16 protein-coding genes and 2 rRNA genes are annotated in these 19,174 nt (G+C 34.8%); 4 read left to right on the top strand and 14 right to left on the bottom strand.

Going from position 1 to position 19,174, the window contains the following annotated elements; translation table 11 throughout:
- Positions 1-2 precede the first annotated feature (2 nt).
- The 7 genes from OZP09_RS22235 to OZP09_RS22205 form a co-directional block, all read right to left on the bottom strand.
- Positions 3-365: a nuclear transport factor 2 family protein gene (locus OZP09_RS22235; protein ID WP_269235793.1), complete on the bottom strand. Its 363-nt coding sequence runs from the start codon at positions 363-365 to the stop codon at positions 3-5.
- A 2-nt stretch (positions 366-367) separates the two neighbouring features.
- Positions 368-1,297, bottom strand: a complete 930-nt coding sequence (locus OZP09_RS22230) for a UDP-3-O-(3-hydroxymyristoyl)glucosamine N-acyltransferase (protein ID WP_269235792.1) — start codon at positions 1,295-1,297, stop codon at positions 368-370.
- A gap of 119 nt (positions 1,298-1,416) precedes the next feature.
- Positions 1,417-1,983 carry an elongation factor P gene (efp, locus tag OZP09_RS22225; protein WP_223683306.1) on the bottom strand — a complete coding sequence of 189 codons (567 nt, stop codon included), beginning with the start codon at positions 1,981-1,983 and terminating at the stop codon, positions 1,417-1,419.
- An 82-nt stretch (positions 1,984-2,065) separates the two neighbouring features.
- Positions 2,066-2,851 carry an acyl-ACP--UDP-N-acetylglucosamine O-acyltransferase gene (gene lpxA, locus OZP09_RS22220; RefSeq protein WP_223683305.1) on the bottom strand — a complete coding sequence of 262 codons (786 nt, stop codon included), beginning with the start codon at positions 2,849-2,851 and terminating at the stop codon, positions 2,066-2,068.
- Positions 2,852-2,918: 67 nt separating this feature from the next.
- Positions 2,919-4,307 carry a bifunctional UDP-3-O-[3-hydroxymyristoyl] N-acetylglucosamine deacetylase/3-hydroxyacyl-ACP dehydratase gene (locus OZP09_RS22215; RefSeq protein WP_223683304.1) on the bottom strand — a complete coding sequence of 463 codons (1,389 nt, stop codon included), beginning with the start codon at positions 4,305-4,307 and terminating at the stop codon, positions 2,919-2,921.
- Positions 4,300-5,343, bottom strand: a complete 1,044-nt coding sequence (gene lpxD / locus OZP09_RS22210; protein WP_281310020.1) for a UDP-3-O-(3-hydroxymyristoyl)glucosamine N-acyltransferase — start codon at positions 5,341-5,343, stop codon at positions 4,300-4,302. The genes OZP09_RS22215 and lpxD overlap by 8 nt, the downstream gene beginning before the upstream one ends.
- A 39-nt stretch (positions 5,344-5,382) precedes the next feature.
- Positions 5,383-6,612 (bottom strand): HD domain-containing protein, encoded by a 1,230-nt coding sequence (locus OZP09_RS22205; protein WP_269235789.1) that lies wholly within the window; start codon positions 6,610-6,612, stop codon positions 5,383-5,385.
- Between the two features lie 235 nt (positions 6,613-6,847).
- Here OZP09_RS22205 and OZP09_RS22200 point away from each other — a divergent pair, with 235 nt between their 5' ends.
- Both OZP09_RS22200 and OZP09_RS22195 read left to right on the top strand, forming a co-directional pair.
- Complete coding sequence (locus OZP09_RS22200) at positions 6,848-7,888, top strand: GMP reductase (protein WP_269237764.1); 1,041 nt, start codon at positions 6,848-6,850, stop codon at positions 7,886-7,888.
- A gap of 4 nt (positions 7,889-7,892) precedes the next feature.
- Positions 7,893-8,390 (top strand): GNAT family N-acetyltransferase, encoded by a 498-nt coding sequence (locus OZP09_RS22195; protein WP_269235788.1) that lies wholly within the window; start codon positions 7,893-7,895, stop codon positions 8,388-8,390.
- On the opposite strand, the gene OZP09_RS22190 is transcribed toward OZP09_RS22195, so the two are convergent.
- The 4 genes from OZP09_RS22190 to OZP09_RS22175 form a co-directional block, all read right to left on the bottom strand.
- Positions 8,391-8,963, bottom strand: a complete 573-nt coding sequence (locus tag OZP09_RS22190) for a pentapeptide repeat-containing protein (protein ID WP_269235787.1) — start codon at positions 8,961-8,963, stop codon at positions 8,391-8,393.
- Between the two features lie 89 nt (positions 8,964-9,052).
- Positions 9,053-10,345, bottom strand: a complete 1,293-nt coding sequence (locus OZP09_RS22185) for an MFS transporter (protein WP_269235786.1) — start codon at positions 10,343-10,345, stop codon at positions 9,053-9,055.
- An 85-nt stretch (positions 10,346-10,430) separates the two neighbouring features.
- On the bottom strand, positions 10,431-10,904 hold the full coding sequence (rlmH, locus tag OZP09_RS22180; RefSeq protein ID WP_269235785.1) for a 23S rRNA (pseudouridine(1915)-N(3))-methyltransferase RlmH: 474 nt from the start codon (positions 10,902-10,904) through the stop codon (positions 10,431-10,433).
- A gap of 46 nt (positions 10,905-10,950) precedes the next feature.
- Positions 10,951-12,369 (bottom strand): amidohydrolase family protein, encoded by a 1,419-nt coding sequence (locus OZP09_RS22175; RefSeq protein WP_269235784.1) that lies wholly within the window; start codon positions 12,367-12,369, stop codon positions 10,951-10,953.
- Positions 12,370-12,718: 349 nt separating this feature from the next.
- Here OZP09_RS22175 and OZP09_RS22170 point away from each other — a divergent pair, with 349 nt between their 5' ends.
- Positions 12,719-13,222 carry a TlpA family protein disulfide reductase gene (locus OZP09_RS22170; RefSeq protein WP_269235783.1) on the top strand — a complete coding sequence of 168 codons (504 nt, stop codon included), beginning with the start codon at positions 12,719-12,721 and terminating at the stop codon, positions 13,220-13,222.
- A gap of 64 nt (positions 13,223-13,286) precedes the next feature.
- A complete protein-coding gene (gene tpiA / locus OZP09_RS22165; protein WP_269235782.1) occupies positions 13,287-14,039 on the top strand; it encodes a triose-phosphate isomerase in 753 nt (250 codons plus the stop codon).
- A gap of 71 nt (positions 14,040-14,110) precedes the next feature.
- Here tpiA and OZP09_RS22160 read toward each other — a convergent pair whose 3' ends face one another.
- From OZP09_RS22160 to OZP09_RS22150, 3 genes are all read right to left on the bottom strand, one after another.
- The gene (locus tag OZP09_RS22160; protein ID WP_269235781.1) at positions 14,111-15,763 is read right to left on the bottom strand and encodes a M1 family metallopeptidase; all 1,653 of its coding nucleotides are present in this window, start codon (positions 15,761-15,763) and stop codon (positions 14,111-14,113) included.
- A gap of 126 nt (positions 15,764-15,889) precedes the next feature.
- Positions 15,890-15,999: ribosomal RNA gene (gene rrf / locus OZP09_RS22155) — 5S ribosomal RNA — on the bottom strand.
- A gap of 156 nt (positions 16,000-16,155) precedes the next feature.
- Positions 16,156-19,036 (bottom strand): 23S ribosomal RNA (locus OZP09_RS22150).
- Positions 19,037-19,174: the final 138 nt, after the last annotated feature.

Genomic DNA, 19,174 nt, shown 5'->3' with positions numbered 1-19,174 from the left:
TATCACGAAAATTGACTCATTTGATAACCACGATATAATTTACCGTCTTTTATCTGCCAAATTGTAAAAAAATGGGCTAATAACATTTCTTCACGAGGATTTTCGATGGTTTTTACATAATGGGAGTAACGGACTGAAACCAAATCATCTTCGGCAATTATATGAGTAATCCTTACTTTTGAACGAACATAAGCACGGTTTAATTCATTTGCCATTTGTATTATAGAATCGTAATCCATATGGATTAAACCTTTGCTGCTATTCCATTCAATGATAACATCAGGATGCAGATAGGTTTTAAAAATTTCACTATCAATCAGGGCATCCGATTTATAAAATTTTTGAACAAACTCTTTGATAGACATAGTTATTTCAATTTACTTAAAATTTCAGGAATTTTTTTGATATTGGCTAACTGTTTCAATTTTTCCCTCGACTCCTCTATTGGAGTTCCAAAATAAGATTTTCCACCTTCTATCGATTTAGTGACACCTGTTTGTCCCATAACTACAGCTTTTGCACCAATTGTAATTCCGCTGGTAGTTCCAACCTGTCCCCAAAGCGTTACTTCATCCTCAATGATTACACATCCTGCAATACCTGTTTGAGAAGCGATTAAACACTTTTTACCTATAACAGAATCATGTCCAACATGCACCTGATTATCAATTTTTGTTCCTTCACCAATAGTTGTATCCCCTGATACACCTTTGTCAATTGTACAAAGAGCACCAATACCAACATTGTCTTCAATAACAACTCTTCCTCCTGAAATCAACTGATCAAAACCTTCCGGACGCTTTTTATAATAAAATGCATCAGCTCCTAAAATAGTTCCGGCATGTATAATAACGTTATCCCCAATTACAGTATGATCGTAAATAGAAACATTTGAATGTATCAGACAGTTTTTGCCAATTGTAACATGGTTTCCAACAAAAGAATTCGGCTGAATAACAGTTCCTTCTCCAATTCTAGCAGATGAAGCAATAGCAACATTAGAAAATTGAAAAGGCCTGAAATGTTTTGTAAGGATATTAAAATCCCTGAAAGGATCGTCAGAAATTAAAAGTGCTTTACCTTCCGGGCAATCTACCTTCTTATTGATTAAGACAATTGTTGCAGCAGATTGTAAAGCTTTATCATAATATTTTGGATGGTCTACAAAAACAATATCCCCAGCTTCAACCACATGTATCTCATTCATACCTGCAACCGGAAAGTTTTGATCACCAATAAATTCGCAGTTAAGCAAATTTGCAATTTCTAGTAAAGAGTGAACCTTTGGAAATTTCATATTTTATAATTAGAAAATGTACTAATTAGAAATGAGTCAATTAGAATGTGAATATACAAAATTATGCCGATTCACAAATTACCTAACTGACTCATTGCCAAATTATATCAATTAAAAAATTACTCTTTTACACGCTCCATATAAGAACCTGAAGCAGTATCTATTTTTATTTTATCACCTTCATTGATAAACAGCGGAACATTTATTGTTGCTCCTGTCTCAACCGTAGCAGATTTCGTTGCATTTGTTGCTGTGTTACCTTTTACACCTGGTTCAGCATAAGTAACTTCCAGAACTACAGATGCAGGCATATCTACTGATAACGGTAAATCTGTTTCTGTGTTGATCTGAACCATTACATTTGTTCCTTCTTTCAATAAATCCGGGGCATCAAGAATATTTTTATTTAAAGAAATCTGCTCAAATGTTTCAGCATTCATAAAATGAAACTCATCGCCTTCCGGATATAAAAATTGAAATGTATGTGTTTCAACTCTAATAACGTCAATTTTGTGACCTGCTGAAAAAGTATTATCTAATACTTTTCCTGAAGTTAAACTTTTTAATTTTGTTCTTACGAAAGCTGGTCCTTTTCCTGGTTTTACGTGAAGAAATTCAATGATTTTATAAATATCGTGATTAAATTTAATACACAATCCGTTTCTAATATCTGATGTAGATGCCATTTTTTTGTTTTTTATTTAGTATTTGTATTCATCAATTGTTTCGATTAAGATTAAGCGATACAAATTGCCGAATAAATTTTATTTAGTAATTCCCTGAATATCCTTTCATTACACCTCTTGATGAATTTCTGATAAAATCTAAAATTTCATCTCTTTCAGGAGTAGCTTCCATTTCTGCTTCTATAATACTCAGTGCCTGAGTAGTATTATAATTTTTTTGGTATAAAATTCTGTAGATATCCTGTATCTCTCTAATTTTTTCGGTTGAAAAACCTCTTCTCCTTAGTCCTACTGAGTTAATACCAACATAGGATAAAGGTTCTTTTGCAGCTTTGGTATATGGCGGAACATCTTTTCTTAATAACGATCCTCCGGAAATCATAGCATGATCTCCAACACTAATAAATTGGTGAACTGCAGACAAACCTCCAATTATGGCATAATTACCAATAGTAACATGACCTCCTAAAAGAACTCCATTAACAATAATAGCATTATTACCTACATGGCAGTCATGAGCTATGTGTGCGGTTGCCATAATCAAACAATTATTACCAATAACTGTCTGTCCAGAAGCTATTGTTCCTCTATTTATAGTTACACATTCTCTTATTGTACAATTATCTCCAATTATAGCCAGGGAATCTTCCCCTCCGAATTTTAAATCCTGAGGAACTGCTGAAATTACAGCACCTGGAAAAATGTTACAATTTTTACCAATTCTCGCACCTTCCATGATAGTTACATTTGAACCTATCCAGGTACCATCACCAATAACAACATTATTATGAATTGTTGTAAAAGGCTCAATTACAACGTTTTTAGCGATTTTAGCGCCAGGATGAACATATGCTAATGGTTGATTCATCTGTATTTTTTATATTTTAATAAATAGTCTAATTTAGGCAACAAACGTAAACAATAATTTTGATTAATTATTGTTTTTTCGCAATTTGAGCCATTAATTCTGCTTCAGCTACTAATTTTCCGTTTGCATAAGCATTTGCCTGCATATGACATATTCCTCTTCTGATAGGAGAAATCAAATCACACTTGAATATTAGAGTATCTCCTGGTAAAACTTTGTGTTTAAATTTAACATTATCTATTTTCATAAAATATGTCAAATAATTTTCAGGATCCGGAACTGTACTTAAAACTAAAATCCCACCTGTCTGTGCCATTGCTTCAACAATTAATACCCCTGGCATTACAGGAGCATCAGGAAAATGACCCACAAAGAAATTTTCATTCATGGTAACATTTTTCAATCCCACTACATGACTTGATGACATTTCAATAATTCTGTCAATTAACAAAAATGGAGGTCTGTGAGGCAAAACAGCCATGATTTTATGGATATCCATCAAAGGCTCCTGATTTAAATCATAAACCGGAATATGGTTTCTCTGCTCTATTTTTATAATTTTTGCTAATTTTTTTGCAAATTGAGTATTTACATAATGCCCAGGTTTATTAGCAATAATTTTTCCCTGAATTCTAACTCCAATCAAAGATAAATCACCAATAACATCCAACAGTTTATGCCTTGCAGCTTCGTTTGGATAATGTAAAGTCAGATTATCAAGAACACCGTTTGGTTTAACAGAAATCTCATCTTTTCCGAAGGCTTTTTTAAGACTCTCCATCGTAGAATCAGAAATCTCTTTATCTACGTAAACAATAGCGTTATTTAAATCGCCACCTTTTATCAGTCCGTTTTCTAATAAAGATTCTAATTCGTGTAAAAAGCTAAACGTTCTCGAGTTTGAAATTTCATCTTTAAAATCAGAAATGCTTTTTAATGTTGCATTTTGAGTACCTAAAACTTTAGTTCCAAAATCTACCATTGTAGTAACCTGATAATCATCACTTGGCATAACTAAAATCTCACTACCTGTAGCCTCATCAGTAAATGAAATTACCTCTTTTACTACATAAACATTACGTTTTGCATCCTGCTCTTCGATACCGGCTTTTTCAATAGCCTCAACAAAATATTTTGAAGAACCATCCATAATAGGTAGTTCTGAAGCATTTAATTCTATAATAACGTTATCCAGATCACACCCTACTAATGCCGCTAAAACGTGTTCAGGAGTTTGAATTTTCACACCTAATTTCTCTAAATTAGTACCTCTTTGTGTGTTAACAACATAATTGGCATCTGCCTCAATTATTGGCTGACCTTGCAAATCAATCCTAACAAAAGTGAAACCATTATTAATCGGAGCAGGTTTAAAAGTCATAGTAACTTCTTTTCCAGTATGTAATCCAACTCCTGTTAGTGAAATTTCATTCTTGATGGTCTTCTGTTTAACCATTATTTCCATTTTTTGGGTTTATTATTTGTTTCTTTAATTCTTCTAATTCGGCAACAATCTTAGGCAAGTTCTTAAAATGCACATAAGATTTACTAAAATCACTATAACCAAAAGTTGGACTTCCCTGCAAAACTTCGTCATCTTTAATGTTTCTGCCAATTCCTGACTGTGCCTGCACGCGAACATTATTTCCTATTACTAAGTGTCCTGCAATACCTACCTGACCTCCAATCATACAGTTTTCACCAATTTTTGTTGAGCCTGCAACCCCTGATTGAGCTGCGATAACAGTATTCCTGCCAATCTCTACGTTATGTGCAATCTGGATCTGATTATCTAATTTTACTCCTTTTCTAATAATTGTAGACCCCAGTGTTGCCCTGTCTATTGTAGTATTGGCACCAATATCTACATTATCTTCTATAATAACATTCCCAATTTGCGGAACTTTGGTATACTCACCATCTTCATTTGGGGCAAAACCAAAACCATCAGCTCCAATGATACTCCCAGAATGAATCGTACAATTATTACCAATTATGGTTTCAGAGTAAATTTTAGCGCCTGCAAAAATATATACATTATCACCAATAACAACATTATCGCCAATAAAACTGTTTGGATATATTTTTACATTATTACCCAAAGTTACATTTTGACCTACATAACTAAAACTTCCCAAATACATGTTCTCACCATATTTAGTACCTTCAGTTAGAAAAGCATGTTTCTCGATTCCGTTTTTATTTAATTTAACCTGATTATAAAATTCCAAAAGTTTTGAAAAAGACGCATAAGCATCTTCAACTTTAATTAAAGTGGTCGTAATTTCAGATTCCGGAACAAAAGAATCATTAACAATTGTAATAGATGCTTTTGTTGTATAGATGTAGTTAATATATTTAGGATTTGCCAGGAAAGTAAGAGAACCTTCCTCTCCTTCTTCTATTTTAGAAAGCCGGGAAACTTCTGCATTGGGATCACCAACAACTTCTCCTTCTAAAATTCCTGCTATTTGTTCTGCTGTAAATTTCATCCCGACAAAAATATAAAAAATAGGTTTTAAATGTTAATTTTAGATAAGTTGTTTTGGAAAACAGATATAATATTTTGTCACCAATTTAGATAACGATTTCAAATTCAACTGGTCAGATGCCTCAACAACATCTTCAATTGTTTTATCTTTTTTCAAAATTCGTATAGGTTCTGCTTCTTTACTGTAAGCCTGATTTTTAATTTTTCCTCTAAAAATAAAATAGCCTGCCTCGAGCTGGGAAATATTATGTTCTTCCGCAAATTCTTCTTTCATTGCCTGAGATTCCTCCATTGGAATTTTATCAGCACTCATTTTAATTTTCAATAAATCCCTGTTAATGATCATTTTACTCAAAGTAGACAATATAAAATCATTATGCTTCTGCCATGCTTTCAAAGCGCTAATAATATCAAAATCATCTAACTGAGAAAATAAATCTAATTTTTCAGCATCAAAATTTTCAAGTGAAATCTTATTTTGCATGAAATATAAAAGAGGCTCACTACAAGGCAATTTAATTCCTTTCAATGTTAATTCCTTAGCTCTTTTCAGTACTTTCATCAAAATTAATTCGGCTACCAGACTTGTTTTATGCAAATAAGCCTGCCAGTACATTAATCTTCTTGATAATAGAAATTTTTCTACTGAATAAATCCCTTTTTCTTCTATAACTAAAACATCGTTTTCAACATTCATCATCTGGATCAGACGCTCAGAATTGACATTTCCCTCTGCAACTCCGGTGTAAAAACTATCGCGTTTTAAATAATCCATTCTATCCATATCCAGCTGGCTCGAAATCAATTGCAGCATGAACTTTCTGTGGTATTCTCCTTTAAAAACCTGAATTGCCAAACTCAGCTTTCCATCAAATTCATTGTTTAGCTGATTCATAAACAATAATGAAATGGATTCATGGTTAACATCTTCTACAATACTCTTTTCCATTGCATGCGAGAAAGGTCCATGACCAATATCATGCAGTAAAATAGCAATCAATAAAGCGCACTCTTCATCACCTGAAATAGCAACTCCCTTAAAACGAAGTGTTTCAATTGCCTTTTGCATCAAATGCATACAGCCCAAAGCATGATGAAAACGTGTATGATTAGCCCCTGGGTAAACCAAATACGACAATCCCATTTGAGAAATACGTCTCAAACGCTGAAAATACGGATGCTGGATTAAATCATAAATAAGCTCATTCGGAATAGAAATAAAGCCATAAATCGGGTCATTGAATATTTTTAACTTATTGATATGATTCACTATTTCTGGTATTTTTTTAAGACGACAAATATAAGTAATTAACTATAAACCGTTTTCTGTTTATCTTAAAAAACAAAAGAAATTCATTTTACTAAAAGGAAAAACAAAACATCATTCAAATTTCTGAGTTATTATTTTTTACGATGTTAATAACTAAGGATTAGTTTTAGTGTTGCTATAAACCATGTCACTTTCAAAATTAATATATTTGAAAGTAACAAAAATTTGGAAATTCATGAGAATAGAAACCGATCTTAAATTAGGCTTTAAAGATGTCATGATCAGACCCAAAAGATCGACGTTAAAAAGCAGGGCTGAAGTATCTTTAGAAAGAAATTTTAATTTTTTGCACAGTTCAGCAGGATGGACAGGAATTCCAATTATGGCAGCAAATATGGATACTGTAGGCACTTTTGAAATGGCTGCTGTTTTAGCTAAAGAAAAGCTATTTACTGCTATCCATAAACATTATTCGCCTCAGGAATGGAATAATTTTCTACAAAACGTATCTCCTGATTTCTATAATTACATTGCTATTAGCACCGGAACAGGAAAAGAAGATGCTTCAAAAATTGCAGAAATTATTAAAGCCAATCCGTTATTGAAATTTATTTGTATTGATGTAGCCAATGGATATTCAGAACATTTTGTGCAGTTTTTAAAACAAACCCGCCAACAATATCCAGATAAAGTGATTATTGCAGGAAATGTAGTAACTGGCGAAATGACAGAAGAATTATTATTAGCCGGAGCAGATATCGTCAAGGTCGGAATTGGTCCCGGATCAGTTTGTACCACCCGTGTAAAAACCGGTGTGGGTTATCCACAACTCTCGGCTATCATTGAATGTGCCGATGCCGCTCATGGCTTAGGCGGACATATCATTAGCGATGGAGGATGTACAACTCCCGGTGATGTTGCCAAAGCTTTTGGTGCAGGTTCAGACTTTGTAATGCTTGGCGGAATGCTGGCCGGACACACAGAAAACGGTGGTAAACTGATCGAAATAAAAGGCGAAAAATTCAAACAATTTTACGGAATGAGCTCTGCAACTGCAATGGACAAACATGCCGGAGGAGTAGCTGAATACAGAGCCAGTGAAGGAAAAACAGTTCAGGTTCCGTTTAAAGGCAATGTCATCAACACAGTTTTAGATATTTTGGGCGGTTTGCGCAGCACCTGTACCTATGTGGGAGCTTCCAGACTAAAAGAATTGACAAAAAGAACCACTTTTATCCGCGTAAGCGAACAGGAAAATCAGATTTTCACAAAATAAAGTTATGATTAAAATTACTGACGCATCAATTGAAGATATTACTAAAATTCAAAACATTGCACATACAACCTGGCCAATAACCTACGGCAAAATTCTATCAAAAGAACAATTAGATTACATGCTGGATTTAATTTATTCTGACGAAGCTTTAATCATTCAAATCGAGAAAAAAGAGCAATTATTTTATTTGATTTCAGAAGATGAAACAACTTTAGGTTTTATCGGAATTGAGCATCATTATAAAAATGAACCTTTAACCCGAATTCATAAAATATATCTTTTGCCCGAAACACAAGGAAAAGGTATTGGTAAAAAAGTAATTGAAGAAATTAAAAAACTGGCTTTGAAAAATCATTCAACCGCTCTTTCCTTAAACGTAAACCGATTCAATTCGGCATTAAGTTTTTATACAAAAATAGGTTTTGAAATTATCGATGAAGTTAATATTGATATTGGAAACGGATATGTAATGGAAGATTATGTAATGGAGAAAAAACTGTGATCAGCTTACAATTACATCATGCTTAAACAACAAACCTTTTACTTCTTTTAAGGCAAAAACAGCTTTTTTAAGTTTTGTTTTGGATGGATCGATAGTATAATTATAACTGGTCTTAAAATCTGCTTTATTCGCTATTGCTTTGTCAAATTCAGACCGATACAAATCACAATTATCAAAAAGTACACTTGTAACATCAGCAGCCATAAAATCAACTGCAATTAAACTGCAGTTTGTGAATGTTGTTCCTTTTATTTTCAAGGTATAAAATTTTGAAAAATCTAACACGCATTCGTTAAAATGAATTTCGAAAATGAGTTTGTCGCACATGGCGAAATTCACCTCTTTTATTTCACACCGATTAAAAGTTACTGTTCTAAAAGCCACATAATTAATCTTTGCTTCAGAAAAAGTGCAATCATTAAAAACGCAGTCAATAAATGTAACGGCTAAAAAAGTACAGGCAGAAAAATTGCAATTATTAAAAACACAGCATTCAAATTCCTTAAAATTGGCTCCATCCCTATCATAAATGATATTATTATATTCTTTATCAAGGAAATATTGAACCGTCATTAACAATTATTGTTTACTTAAATTTTAAATAAAAAACGCAAGAATCAAATGTATTATAATTGCGTTTAGGCTGAAATGTCATTTACTGATTATTTTTTATGTACTCTTCTTAAAAGAAAAATAGCAATTACAAAAAAAGCTGCTAAAAATACAATTGCCAAACGAGGGCTTCCTGTAATTTGATCTATAATTCCATAAAGACACATTCCAATAACGATTCCTATTTTTTCAGCTACATCATAAAAGCTAAAAAATGATGCTGTATCTTCAGTTTCAGGCAATAATTTTGAGTACGTTGAGCGCGACAAAGCCTGAATTCCTCCCATTACAAATCCGACAACCGTAGCCATTACATAAAAATGTATTGGTAAAGTAATAAAAAAGGCCAGAGCACAAAAAACTGCCCAGATAATATTGATTCCGATTAAGGTTGGAATATTTCCAAATTTTTCCGAAGCCCTAGAAGTCAAAACAGCGCCAATTACAGCAACTAGCTGTATGATCAAGATACAAATAATCAAACCGATGGTACTTTCTTCTTTAGATGACCACTGAATTTCCTGTGCTCCAAAATAAGTCGCTACCAACATTACAGTCTGAACCGCCATACTCGATACGAAAAAACCACCTAAATATCTTTTTAAAGGAATATTATCTTGCAATATTGCCCACACCTTCTTTAATTCTTTAAACCCATTAAAAACAATTTGTTTTGATAATTTTTGATTTGTTTCTTTATTTCCTTTAGGCAAAAAATAATAGGTATATTGGCTAAACAAAATCCACCAAACTCCTACCATAACAAATGAATATCGCATAGCTTGCATCTTTGCTTCATCGTTAGCGGCGCCCATAATCATTATTAAATTAACAATCAGTAAAATTACACTTCCAATATACCCTAAAGAATATCCTTTGGCACTAATTTTATCCTGCTGTTCAGGAAATGCAATATCCGGCAAATAAGAATTATAGAAAACCAAGCTTCCCCAATAACCAATTAGACCCAAAAAATAAAACAATAACCCGATGTAAATATTTTCAAGATCAAACCAATACAAACCCATGCAGGATAATGCTCCCACATAGCAGAAAAATTTCATGAATGATTTTTTATTCCCAACATAATCTGCAATACCGGATAATAATGGCGAAAAAACAGCTACAAATACAAAGGCAAATGCAGTTACAAAACTAATCAGGGCTGAATTTTTCAATTCCAATCCAAAAACTTTTATATAATGTCCTCGATCAGAAAATAAGGCTTCATAAAAAATGGGAAATACTGCCGAAGCAATGGTAAGTGTATAAACTGAATTAGCCCAATCATAAAAGGCCCAGGCATTCAATAATTTTTTACTCCCTTTGGGTAAGTTTGTCATGGTTATGGTTTTGAAGGAGCTAATTTATTTATTTTTTCTTATAAACATCACTGAATCTTCATTAATAAATAATCAATGATTTGTTTTATTGATGATGATAGGGTTCATTTCTTAAAATTGTAAAACCTCTGTATAATTGTTCAATAAAAAATAAACGCACCATCTGATGTGAAAAAGTCATTAGTGAAAGCGAAATTTTACCTTGTGCCTTGCCATAAACCGTTTCTGAAAATCCATACGGTCCGCCGATTACAAAAACCAGTGTTTTAATTCCAGAATTCATCTTCTTCTGCAACTCTTCCGAAAAACCAACACTAGAGAAATTTTTCCCGTTTTCATCCAATAAAATGAGTTGGTCTGTTGGCGTTAATTTAGATAATATCAACTCTCCTTCTTTTTCTTTTTGCTGACTTTCGGATAAGTTCTTTACATTCTTAATATCAGGAATAATCTCTAAATCAAATTTGATATAAAACGACAGTCTTTTTGTATAATCGTCAATTAAAGTTTGTAATGATTTATTATCGGTTTTGCCAATGGCGATAAGTCTAATGTTCATTTGAATAAATATAATTCATTTTCAAAATGGGTTCAAATTTAAAATCTTAATTTTTAGAAAATTGATTTTCAAAGATTTTAAATCTCATATCTAAATCTTTCAGTAACTCTTTTTTTACAGATGCATCCTGGATAAAACCGTAATTAATACTATTGTAAACATATTGCTTTATCGTTTCGTATGAGACATCCGGATATCTTTTTGCCAGTAAAACATATTGTTCTGTCATATTAGTTCTTAGAATTCCCGCATCATCTGTACTAATTACAATTGGCACATTAAACTCTTTATAAAGTGTAAAAGGATGCCTGCTCTCTTTTACTTTGAGAATAAATTCGTTACTGGCTAAATTAATTTCAATGGGAATATTATTTTTTGACATATAACGAAGTAGATCATACGAATTTGCTTCATAAGCAATATCAACTCCGTGCCCAATTCTATTAGCCCCAGCAACATAAATTGCCGAATTAATATGCCACGTTAATTCTTCGGGCTGTACGAGTCCCAATGTCAGTTCACCAGCATGAAGTGTATATTTTACATCAGGAAAACGTGAATGACAATATTTAAACATCTCCATATGAAGCCAATAATCTTTCATGGAAGTTTCGCCGTCTTCAGGAGAGACAATATTTACACCGGCAACGAGTTTACTTTCATTTGCAGAAATAAAAGCAATACTTAGGTTTTTAAACAAATCAACAGGTTCCATGAAACGTAATACAAAATTTTGATAACGCATTGTAAATCGTTCATCATCAATTTTTAAATCTTTGTGAAGCTTTGCTATAAAATTGCTATTAAAATCTTCGGCATATTTTTTAGCATTTCTTTTCTCTATGTTTTTATACAAATCGTCAAGAAGTTTTAAAACCGCTTTTTCATCTTTTTGAATGGCACCCTGGCGAAGTTTCAAGTTGAAATCATTTAGATCATCAACTTTCATATCACAAGGAATAATAGCCAATTGTGTTTCAATATAACTTACATTTTCAGAAAGTGCACGGTTTTTAAGTTCTGTCAAACCTTCTGCAAAATGTCCTTCGATTGCGGGGGAAAACTTTTGAAAAGAATCAAAAAACAAATCATCAGAAGGTACGGAAACACCGTTAAAGTCTTTAGCAGACCACGTTTGCATTATCTGCTGTTTATAAAAAGAAAGTTTTCCTGTGTTTTTTAATGATGAGAAAGTTTCCCAATTTCCATTTTTAGGTTTTGTTTTGGAAACTTCCATCGTTTCTAAATTCAGATAAAAATCTTCGGCAATTACTCTTTCTAAAAGAGGTTCAGCATAAACAGATCCTGAAAAATGGTGGTGTAAATCGCCTCCTTTCGGCATTTGTTGAAAAAATGCAGTTAAGGCAGCCTCATTAGTTCTGATTTTTTCTAAATAATTTCCGGCTGATTGAGAAAAATTAAATTGTACTATCAGAAAACAGAAAAGTGTAATTATCCTAGTCATACTCTAAGTTTAAATTACATGCAAATATAGCTAATTTGAAAATATGTGATACAATTAATATTACATAATCAACTCTTCAAAAGTTACATTTTTTTACTACCAAGAGACATTTTGACGTTTGTTTTTCATTTTTTCCCAAATAAAAAAACTAATAACCAATCTTTTGCTATCGGTTTGATTTATAGAATTATCAAAAAAATAAAATATAATGTATTACTATTACGATTTCATTTTTTCTCTAATAAACAATTTTTGTTTTTTTGAATGCAAAATTGAGTCTTTTCTGAATTTTAATATTCAGCATTTCTGTTTCAATTTGTTTGTTTAACTTTGTTGAAAACATATAAAAATGAAACAATTAGTTATATTACTTTTAGCTATCGCTACTTTTTCATGTACGAACGCTCAAAAAGCAGACAAACAGAATTTTTCTGAAGCAACTCTATCTGAAAAATTATTATCTACAAATGAAAATCAGGTTGCATTCAAAGATATTTTAAAAAAGTATAAAGGAAAAACTTTAGTAATTGAAGTTTGGGCCTCATGGTGCAGTGATTGTATAAAGGCAATGCCTAAACTAAAAGAACTTCAAACCAACAATCCTAATGTTTCCTATTTATTTATTTCCGCAGATAAAACAGCTGAGAAATGGAAAGCCGGAATTGAAAAACATCAATTAAATGGTGATCATTATATGATGAATGACGGGATGAAAGGTGTTTTTGGAAAGGCAATAGATTTAGACTGGATCCCAAGATACATTATACTTGACAAAACAGGAAAAATTGTAACATATCGTGCCATTGAAACCGATTTTGATAAAATCAATGAAACATTAAAAAATCTGAAATAGATTAATTTCAATTTAAAACAATCTTTAAAATTTATAAAAAACAAAAAATTAATAACTATCCAAAATGAGAAAACAAATTGTTGCGGGAAACTGGAAAATGCATAAGAATGCTAGTCAAACCGAAGAATTATTAAACGAATTAATTACAAAAATACCAGCAAAAACAAATGCTCAGGTTATTGTAGCACCAACGTTTGTAAATTTAGCAGCTGCAGTTAATAAATTAAAAAATACTACTATAGGGGTTTCAGCTCAAAACGTTCATCAGGCTGAAGGCGGAGCTTTTACTGGAGAAATTTCTGCTGATATGTTAAAAAGTGTTGGAGTTGATACCGTAATATTAGGTCACTCTGAACGCAGAGCTATTTTTAATGAAACTGATGCTTTGATTGCTAATAAAGTTGACACAGCTTTAAAACATGAGATGACCGTTATTTTTTGTTTTGGAGAAGAATTGAAAGACCGTCAATCAGGCAATCATTTTAATATTGTTGAAAATCAATTACTTGATGGATTATTTCACATTTCAAAAGAATCATGGTCAAATGTAGTTTTGGCTTATGAGCCAGTTTGGGCTATTGGTACAGGTGAAACAGCTTCTCCTGAGCAGGCACAGGAAATGCATGAATTTATTAGAGAAACAATTCGTAAAGCTTTTGGAAATAATATTGCTGATGAAGTTTCTATATTATATGGTGGTTCAGTTAAACCGGAAAATGCAAAAGAAATCTTCTCTAAACCTGATGTAGACGGCGGTTTAATTGGAGGAGCGGCATTAAAAGCAGATGATTTTCTTGCTATTGTAACAGCTATCTAAGATTAGATAAAAGAAATCAAAAAATCTATAAAATAAAAAACCGATAAGTTAAATTTATCGGTTTTTTGTTTCTATTCTATAATATTAGATGCAGTCACATAAAAATCTTTACTTACTTCAATTGTTTTCTGATCGTTTGTAGTTTTCTGAGATTTCCATTCTGTTGTTGGTTTTAACCAAGTGTCAATTCCGTTTAGTCTTACTTTTATCGGCATATCAAATTTAGCCACACAATTAGACCAATGGTAGCCAAAAGATCCGTCTTTAAATATATATTCTAAAACCGGAATTTTAGTCGTGGTTAAATATTGTGCAAATACCCTGTTGAAATTAATTCCAGACTGATTATTAATATAATCTTCAATTTGCTTAGATGTAACTGTCTGATGATAAAATGTACTGTTCAGACCTCTTAAAATAGATTTCCATCTCGCATCATCATTAATTACCTGACGAATCATGTGCAGCATGTTTGCACCTTTTGGATACATATCACCCGACCCTTCATTATTTACATCATAGTGTCCTATAATTGGAATGTCATTTTCAATATTTTTTCTGCATCCTATAACATATTCTGCCCCTGCCTCTTTTCCATAATAATATTCAAGAAAAAGACTCTCTGAGTAATTAGTAAAACTCTCATGAATCCACATATCTGCAATATCTTTGTAGGTAATATTATTTGCAAACCATTCATGCCCTGATTCATGAATAATAATAAAATCGAATTTTAGTCCCCAGCCAGTTCCGCTCAAATCACGCCCTAAATATCCATTTTTGTACTGATTCCCATAGGTAACACTACTTTGATGCTCCATTCCCAGATAAGGTGCTTCAACCAATTTATAACTATCTTCATAAAAAGGATATGGTCCAAACCAGTTTTCAAAAGCTTTCAACATTTTTGGAACATCTTTAAATTGTTTTTTAGCTAAGGCTAAATTGTAACTCAAAACATGATAGTTACAGTCTAAATTACCATTTTCACCTTTATATTTCTCAGAAAAGTTTACATAATCACCAATATTTATATTTACACCATAATTATTAATAGGATTAGAAATGTACCAGTTAAATGTCCTTGTACCATCTTTTTGTTTTTTGATACTTTTTAATCTTCCATTTGAAACATCGGTCAAATCTCCCGGAACATTTACACTAATCAACATGTCTTCTACTTCATCATACATATGATCTTTACATGGCCACCAAACACTGGCCCCTAATCCCTGACATGATGAGGCTATAAAGTCTTTCCCATTTTTGTCTTTTTTCCAGGTAATTCCTCCATCCCATGGCGGATTAACTGCTTCTTTAGGTTTTCCCCCAAATGAAACAATAATTTCTTTAATTTCTCCCACTTTCTGATTTGCAATCAACTCAATAAAAAAAACATTTCCATTTCTTTCAAATTTTAATTCTTTTCCATCTTGGGTGACTTTATATATCTGCATTGGTTCCTGCAAATCAATTTGCATTTTGCTATACTCGCTTAAAACTGTATATCGAACTTTATTTGAACCCGAAATAGTTTTATCAACCGGATTTACCTTTATATCCAAATGATAATATTTTAAATCCCACCATGCCCTTTCTTTTGTTATACTTCCTCTCAAAGTATCCTGATGGGTAAACGTTTTTTCTAACTTATTAAGAAGTCCTTGTGCATTGGAAGTAAAAACTATAAATAGAAAGATAAAAGTAATAATATAACTTTTCATTAATATAAATTTGAAATTTATAACAAAAGTAAACATTCAATTCATTTAATTATGTATTTCTAACTCAAAATCAGAAACTTTTATAAAACAAAAAACCCTATTCATTTTCAGAATAGGGTTCTTAAAGAAAGGCGACGACATACTCTCCCACAAAACTGCAGTACCATCTGCGCAGGCGGGCTTAACTTCTCTGTTCGGGATGGGAAGAGGTGAGCCCCGCCGCAATAACCACCTTAAGGTTTTTGGTTTGTAGTTTATTGTTTTTAGTTTTCACTTATAACACCTGACTTATAACCGCTCGCGTCGAGCAAATATCTTAACATACTGAGATAAAAAATATAAATAGTTTAGAAAGTTTCTCCCTCCCGTCTTTTGGACAGGAGGAAAAGGGTGTACATAAGCTTACGGATTATTAGTACTACTCGACTATGACATTACTGCCTTTACATCTATAGCCTATCAACGTGGTCATCTTCCACGATCCTTAAAAGAAATCTCATCTTGTGGTGGGTTTCGCGCTTATATGCTTTCAGCGCTTATCCCTTCCCAACGTAGCTACTCTGCGGTGCCCCTGGCGGGACAACAGATACACTAGAGGTTAGTCCAATTCGGTCCTCTCGTACTAGAATCAGATCCACTCAAATTTCTAACGCCCACAGTAGATAGAGACCGAACTGTCTCACGACGTTCTGAACCCAGCTCGCGTGCCACTTTAATGGGCGAACAGCCCAACCCTTGGGACCTTCTCCAGCCCCAGGATGTGACGAGCCGACATCGAGGTGCCAAACCCCCCCGTCGATATGAGCTCTTGGGGGAGATCAGCCTGTTATCCCCGGCGTACCTTTTATCCTTTGAGCGATGGCCCTTCCATGCGGAACCACCGGATCACTATGCTCTACTTTCGTACCTGATCGACCTGTATGTCTCTCAGTCAAGCTCCCTTATGCCATTGCACTCTACGCACGGTTACCAAGCGTACTGAGGGAACCTTTAGAAGCCTCCGTTACTCTTTTGGAGGCGACCACCCCAGTCAAACTACCCACCAAGCACTGTCCCCCGCAACACGGGGTTAGGCCTCAGATAAACAAAGGGTTGTATTTCAACAATGACTCCACAACGCCTGGCGACGCCGCTTCATAGTCTCCAACCTATCCTACACATCATTTATCCAAGGTCAATACTAAGCTATAGTAAAGGTGCACAGGGTCTTTTCGTCCCACTGCGGGTAAACGGCATCTTCACCGTTACTACAATTTCACCGAGCTCATGGCTGAGACAGTGTCCAGATCGTTACACCATTCGTGCAGGTCGGAACTTACCCGACAAGGAATTTCGCTACCTTAGGACCGTTATAGTTACGGCCGCCGTTTACTGGGGCTTCAATTCAATGCTTCTCCGAAGATAACATCTCCTCTTAACCTTCCAGCACCGGGCAGGTGTCAGGCCCTATACTTCATCTTACGATTTTGCAGAGCCCTGTGTTTTTGATAAACAGTCGCCTGGACCTCTTCACTGCGGCCCCGATTGCTCGGGGCGACCCTTCTCCCGAAGTTACGGGTCTATTTTGCCTAATTCCTTAGCCATGAATCTCTCGAGCACCTTAGGATTCTCTCCTCAACTACCTGTGTCGGTTTACGGTACTGGTACTAATTACCTGAAGTTTAGAGGTTTTTCTTGGAAGCCCTTAGGCGCACTATCTCTTTGTCCGAAGACTCCGAGTACTATCGTATTTCACCAAAACCTGCGGATTTGCCTACAGGTCTTATAGCTAGGTACTTTAACGAACTATTCCGTCAGTTCGCGGCGCTTTCATCACTCCGTCACCCCATCACAGTAATTAGTAGTACGGGAATATTAACCCGTTGGCCATCGACTGTCCCTTTCGGGTTCGCCTTAGGACCAGACTAACCCACAGCTGATTAGCATAGCTGTGGAAACCTTAGTTTTTCGGTGTGCGGGTTTCTCGCCCGCATTATCGTTACTTATGCCTACATTTTCTTTTCCAGCCAGTCCAGCATACCTTACGATACACCTTCAACCCTGCTGGAATGCTCCCCTACCACTTACAATTGCTTGTAAATCCATAGCTTCGGTAATATGCTTATGCCCGATTATTATCCATGCTCGTCCGCTCGACTAGTGAGCTGTTACGCACTCTTTAAATGAATGGCTGCTTCCAAGCCAACATCCTAGCTGTCTGGGCAGACAAACCTCGTTCTTTCAACTTAGCATATATTTGGGGACCTTAGCTGATGGTCTGGGTTCTTTCCCTCTCGGACTTGGACCTTAGCACCCAAGCCCTCACTGTTATCAATCATTATATAGCATTCGGAGTTTGTCAGGAATTGGTAGGCGGTGAAGCCCCCGCATCCAATCAGTAGCTCTACCTCTATATAACTAAAATAACGCTGCACCTAAATGCATTTCGGGGAGTACGAGCTATTTCCGAGTTTGATTGGCCTTTCACCCCTACCCACAGGTCATCCGAAGACTTTTCAACGTCAACCGGTTCGGTCCTCCACTGTGTGTTACCACAGCTTCAACCTGCCCATGGGTAGATCACACGGTTTCGCGTCTAACACTACTGACTAAAGCGCCCTATTCAGACTCGCTTTCGCTACGGATCCGTGGCTTAACCACTTAACCTTGCCAGCAACGTTAACTCGTAGGCTCATTATGCAAAAGGCACGCCGTCACCCCACGAAAGGGCTCCGACCGCTTGTAAGCGTATGGTTTCAGGATCTATTTCACTCCGTTATTCACGGTTCTTTTCACCTTTCCCTCACGGTACTGGTTCACTATCGGTCTCTCAGGAGTATTTAGCCTTAGCGGATGGTCCCGCCAAATTCAGACAGGGTTTCACGTGCCCCGCCCTACTCAGGATACCACTATCTATTATACTTGTTACCCATACGGGGCTATCACCCTCTATGGCCCGACTTTCCAGTCAGTTCCGGTTCCGTGTACATAAAATATCGTGGTCCTACAACCCCAATCATGCCGTAACAAAATTGGTTTGGGCTAATCCGCGTTCGCTCGCCACTACTTACGGAATCACTTTTGTTTTCTTCTCCTCCGCCTACTTAGATGTTTCAGTTCAGCGGGTTTGCCCACCTATCGGTGTACTATGTCTTCAACATAGTGGGTTGCCCCATTCGGGTATCTGCGGATCAAATGGTGTGTGCCCATACCCGCAGCTTTTCGCAGCTTATCACGCCCTTCATCGCCTCTGAGAGCCTAGGCATCCCCCATACGCCCTTATTTTGCTTATTGTACCAATCATTCAATTAAGAATGACCGTTTTTTTTTGTTTTTTGCTCTTTGTATTACTACAAAAACAAAAAACGCTTTCTACTTTTTAAATTTTTCTTATCTCAATATGTCAATGAACTTTAACTTACCATTTTCATG

The organism is Flavobacterium flavigenum (assembly GCF_027111255.2).
In the GTDB taxonomy this organism is placed as follows: domain Bacteria; phylum Bacteroidota; class Bacteroidia; order Flavobacteriales; family Flavobacteriaceae; genus Flavobacterium; species Flavobacterium flavigenum.
Note: the sequence above shows the minus strand (reverse complement) of the source record. Positions and strands in the feature narration are given on the sequence as shown.

Coding starts and splice junctions, on each gene's coding strand:
- OZP09_RS22235 (WP_269235793.1), bottom strand. CDS start 365: ATGTCTATCAAAGAGTTTGTTCAAAAATTTTATAAATCGGATGCCCTG.
- OZP09_RS22230 (WP_269235792.1), bottom strand. CDS start 1,297: ATGAAATTTCCAAAGGTTCACTCTTTACTAGAAATTGCAAATTTGCTT.
- efp (WP_223683306.1), bottom strand. CDS start 1,983: ATGGCATCTACATCAGATATTAGAAACGGATTGTGTATTAAATTTAAT.
- lpxA (WP_223683305.1), bottom strand. CDS start 2,851: ATGAATCAACCATTAGCATATGTTCATCCTGGCGCTAAAATCGCTAAA.
- OZP09_RS22215 (WP_223683304.1), bottom strand. CDS start 4,307: ATGGTTAAACAGAAGACCATCAAGAATGAAATTTCACTAACAGGAGTT.
- lpxD (WP_281310020.1), bottom strand. CDS start 5,343: ATGAAATTTACAGCAGAACAAATAGCAGGAATTTTAGAAGGAGAAGTT.
- OZP09_RS22200 (WP_269237764.1), top strand. CDS start 6,848: ATGAGAATAGAAACCGATCTTAAATTAGGCTTTAAAGATGTCATGATC.
- OZP09_RS22195 (WP_269235788.1), top strand. CDS start 7,893: ATGATTAAAATTACTGACGCATCAATTGAAGATATTACTAAAATTCAA.
- OZP09_RS22190 (WP_269235787.1), bottom strand. CDS start 8,963: ATGACGGTTCAATATTTCCTTGATAAAGAATATAATAATATCATTTAT.
- OZP09_RS22185 (WP_269235786.1), bottom strand. CDS start 10,345: ATGACAAACTTACCCAAAGGGAGTAAAAAATTATTGAATGCCTGGGCC.
- rlmH (WP_269235785.1), bottom strand. CDS start 10,904: ATGAACATTAGACTTATCGCCATTGGCAAAACCGATAATAAATCATTA.
- OZP09_RS22175 (WP_269235784.1), bottom strand. CDS start 12,369: ATGACTAGGATAATTACACTTTTCTGTTTTCTGATAGTACAATTTAAT.
- OZP09_RS22170 (WP_269235783.1), top strand. CDS start 12,719: ATGAAACAATTAGTTATATTACTTTTAGCTATCGCTACTTTTTCATGT.
- tpiA (WP_269235782.1), top strand. CDS start 13,287: ATGAGAAAACAAATTGTTGCGGGAAACTGGAAAATGCATAAGAATGCT.
- OZP09_RS22160 (WP_269235781.1), bottom strand. CDS start 15,763: ATGAAAAGTTATATTATTACTTTTATCTTTCTATTTATAGTTTTTACT.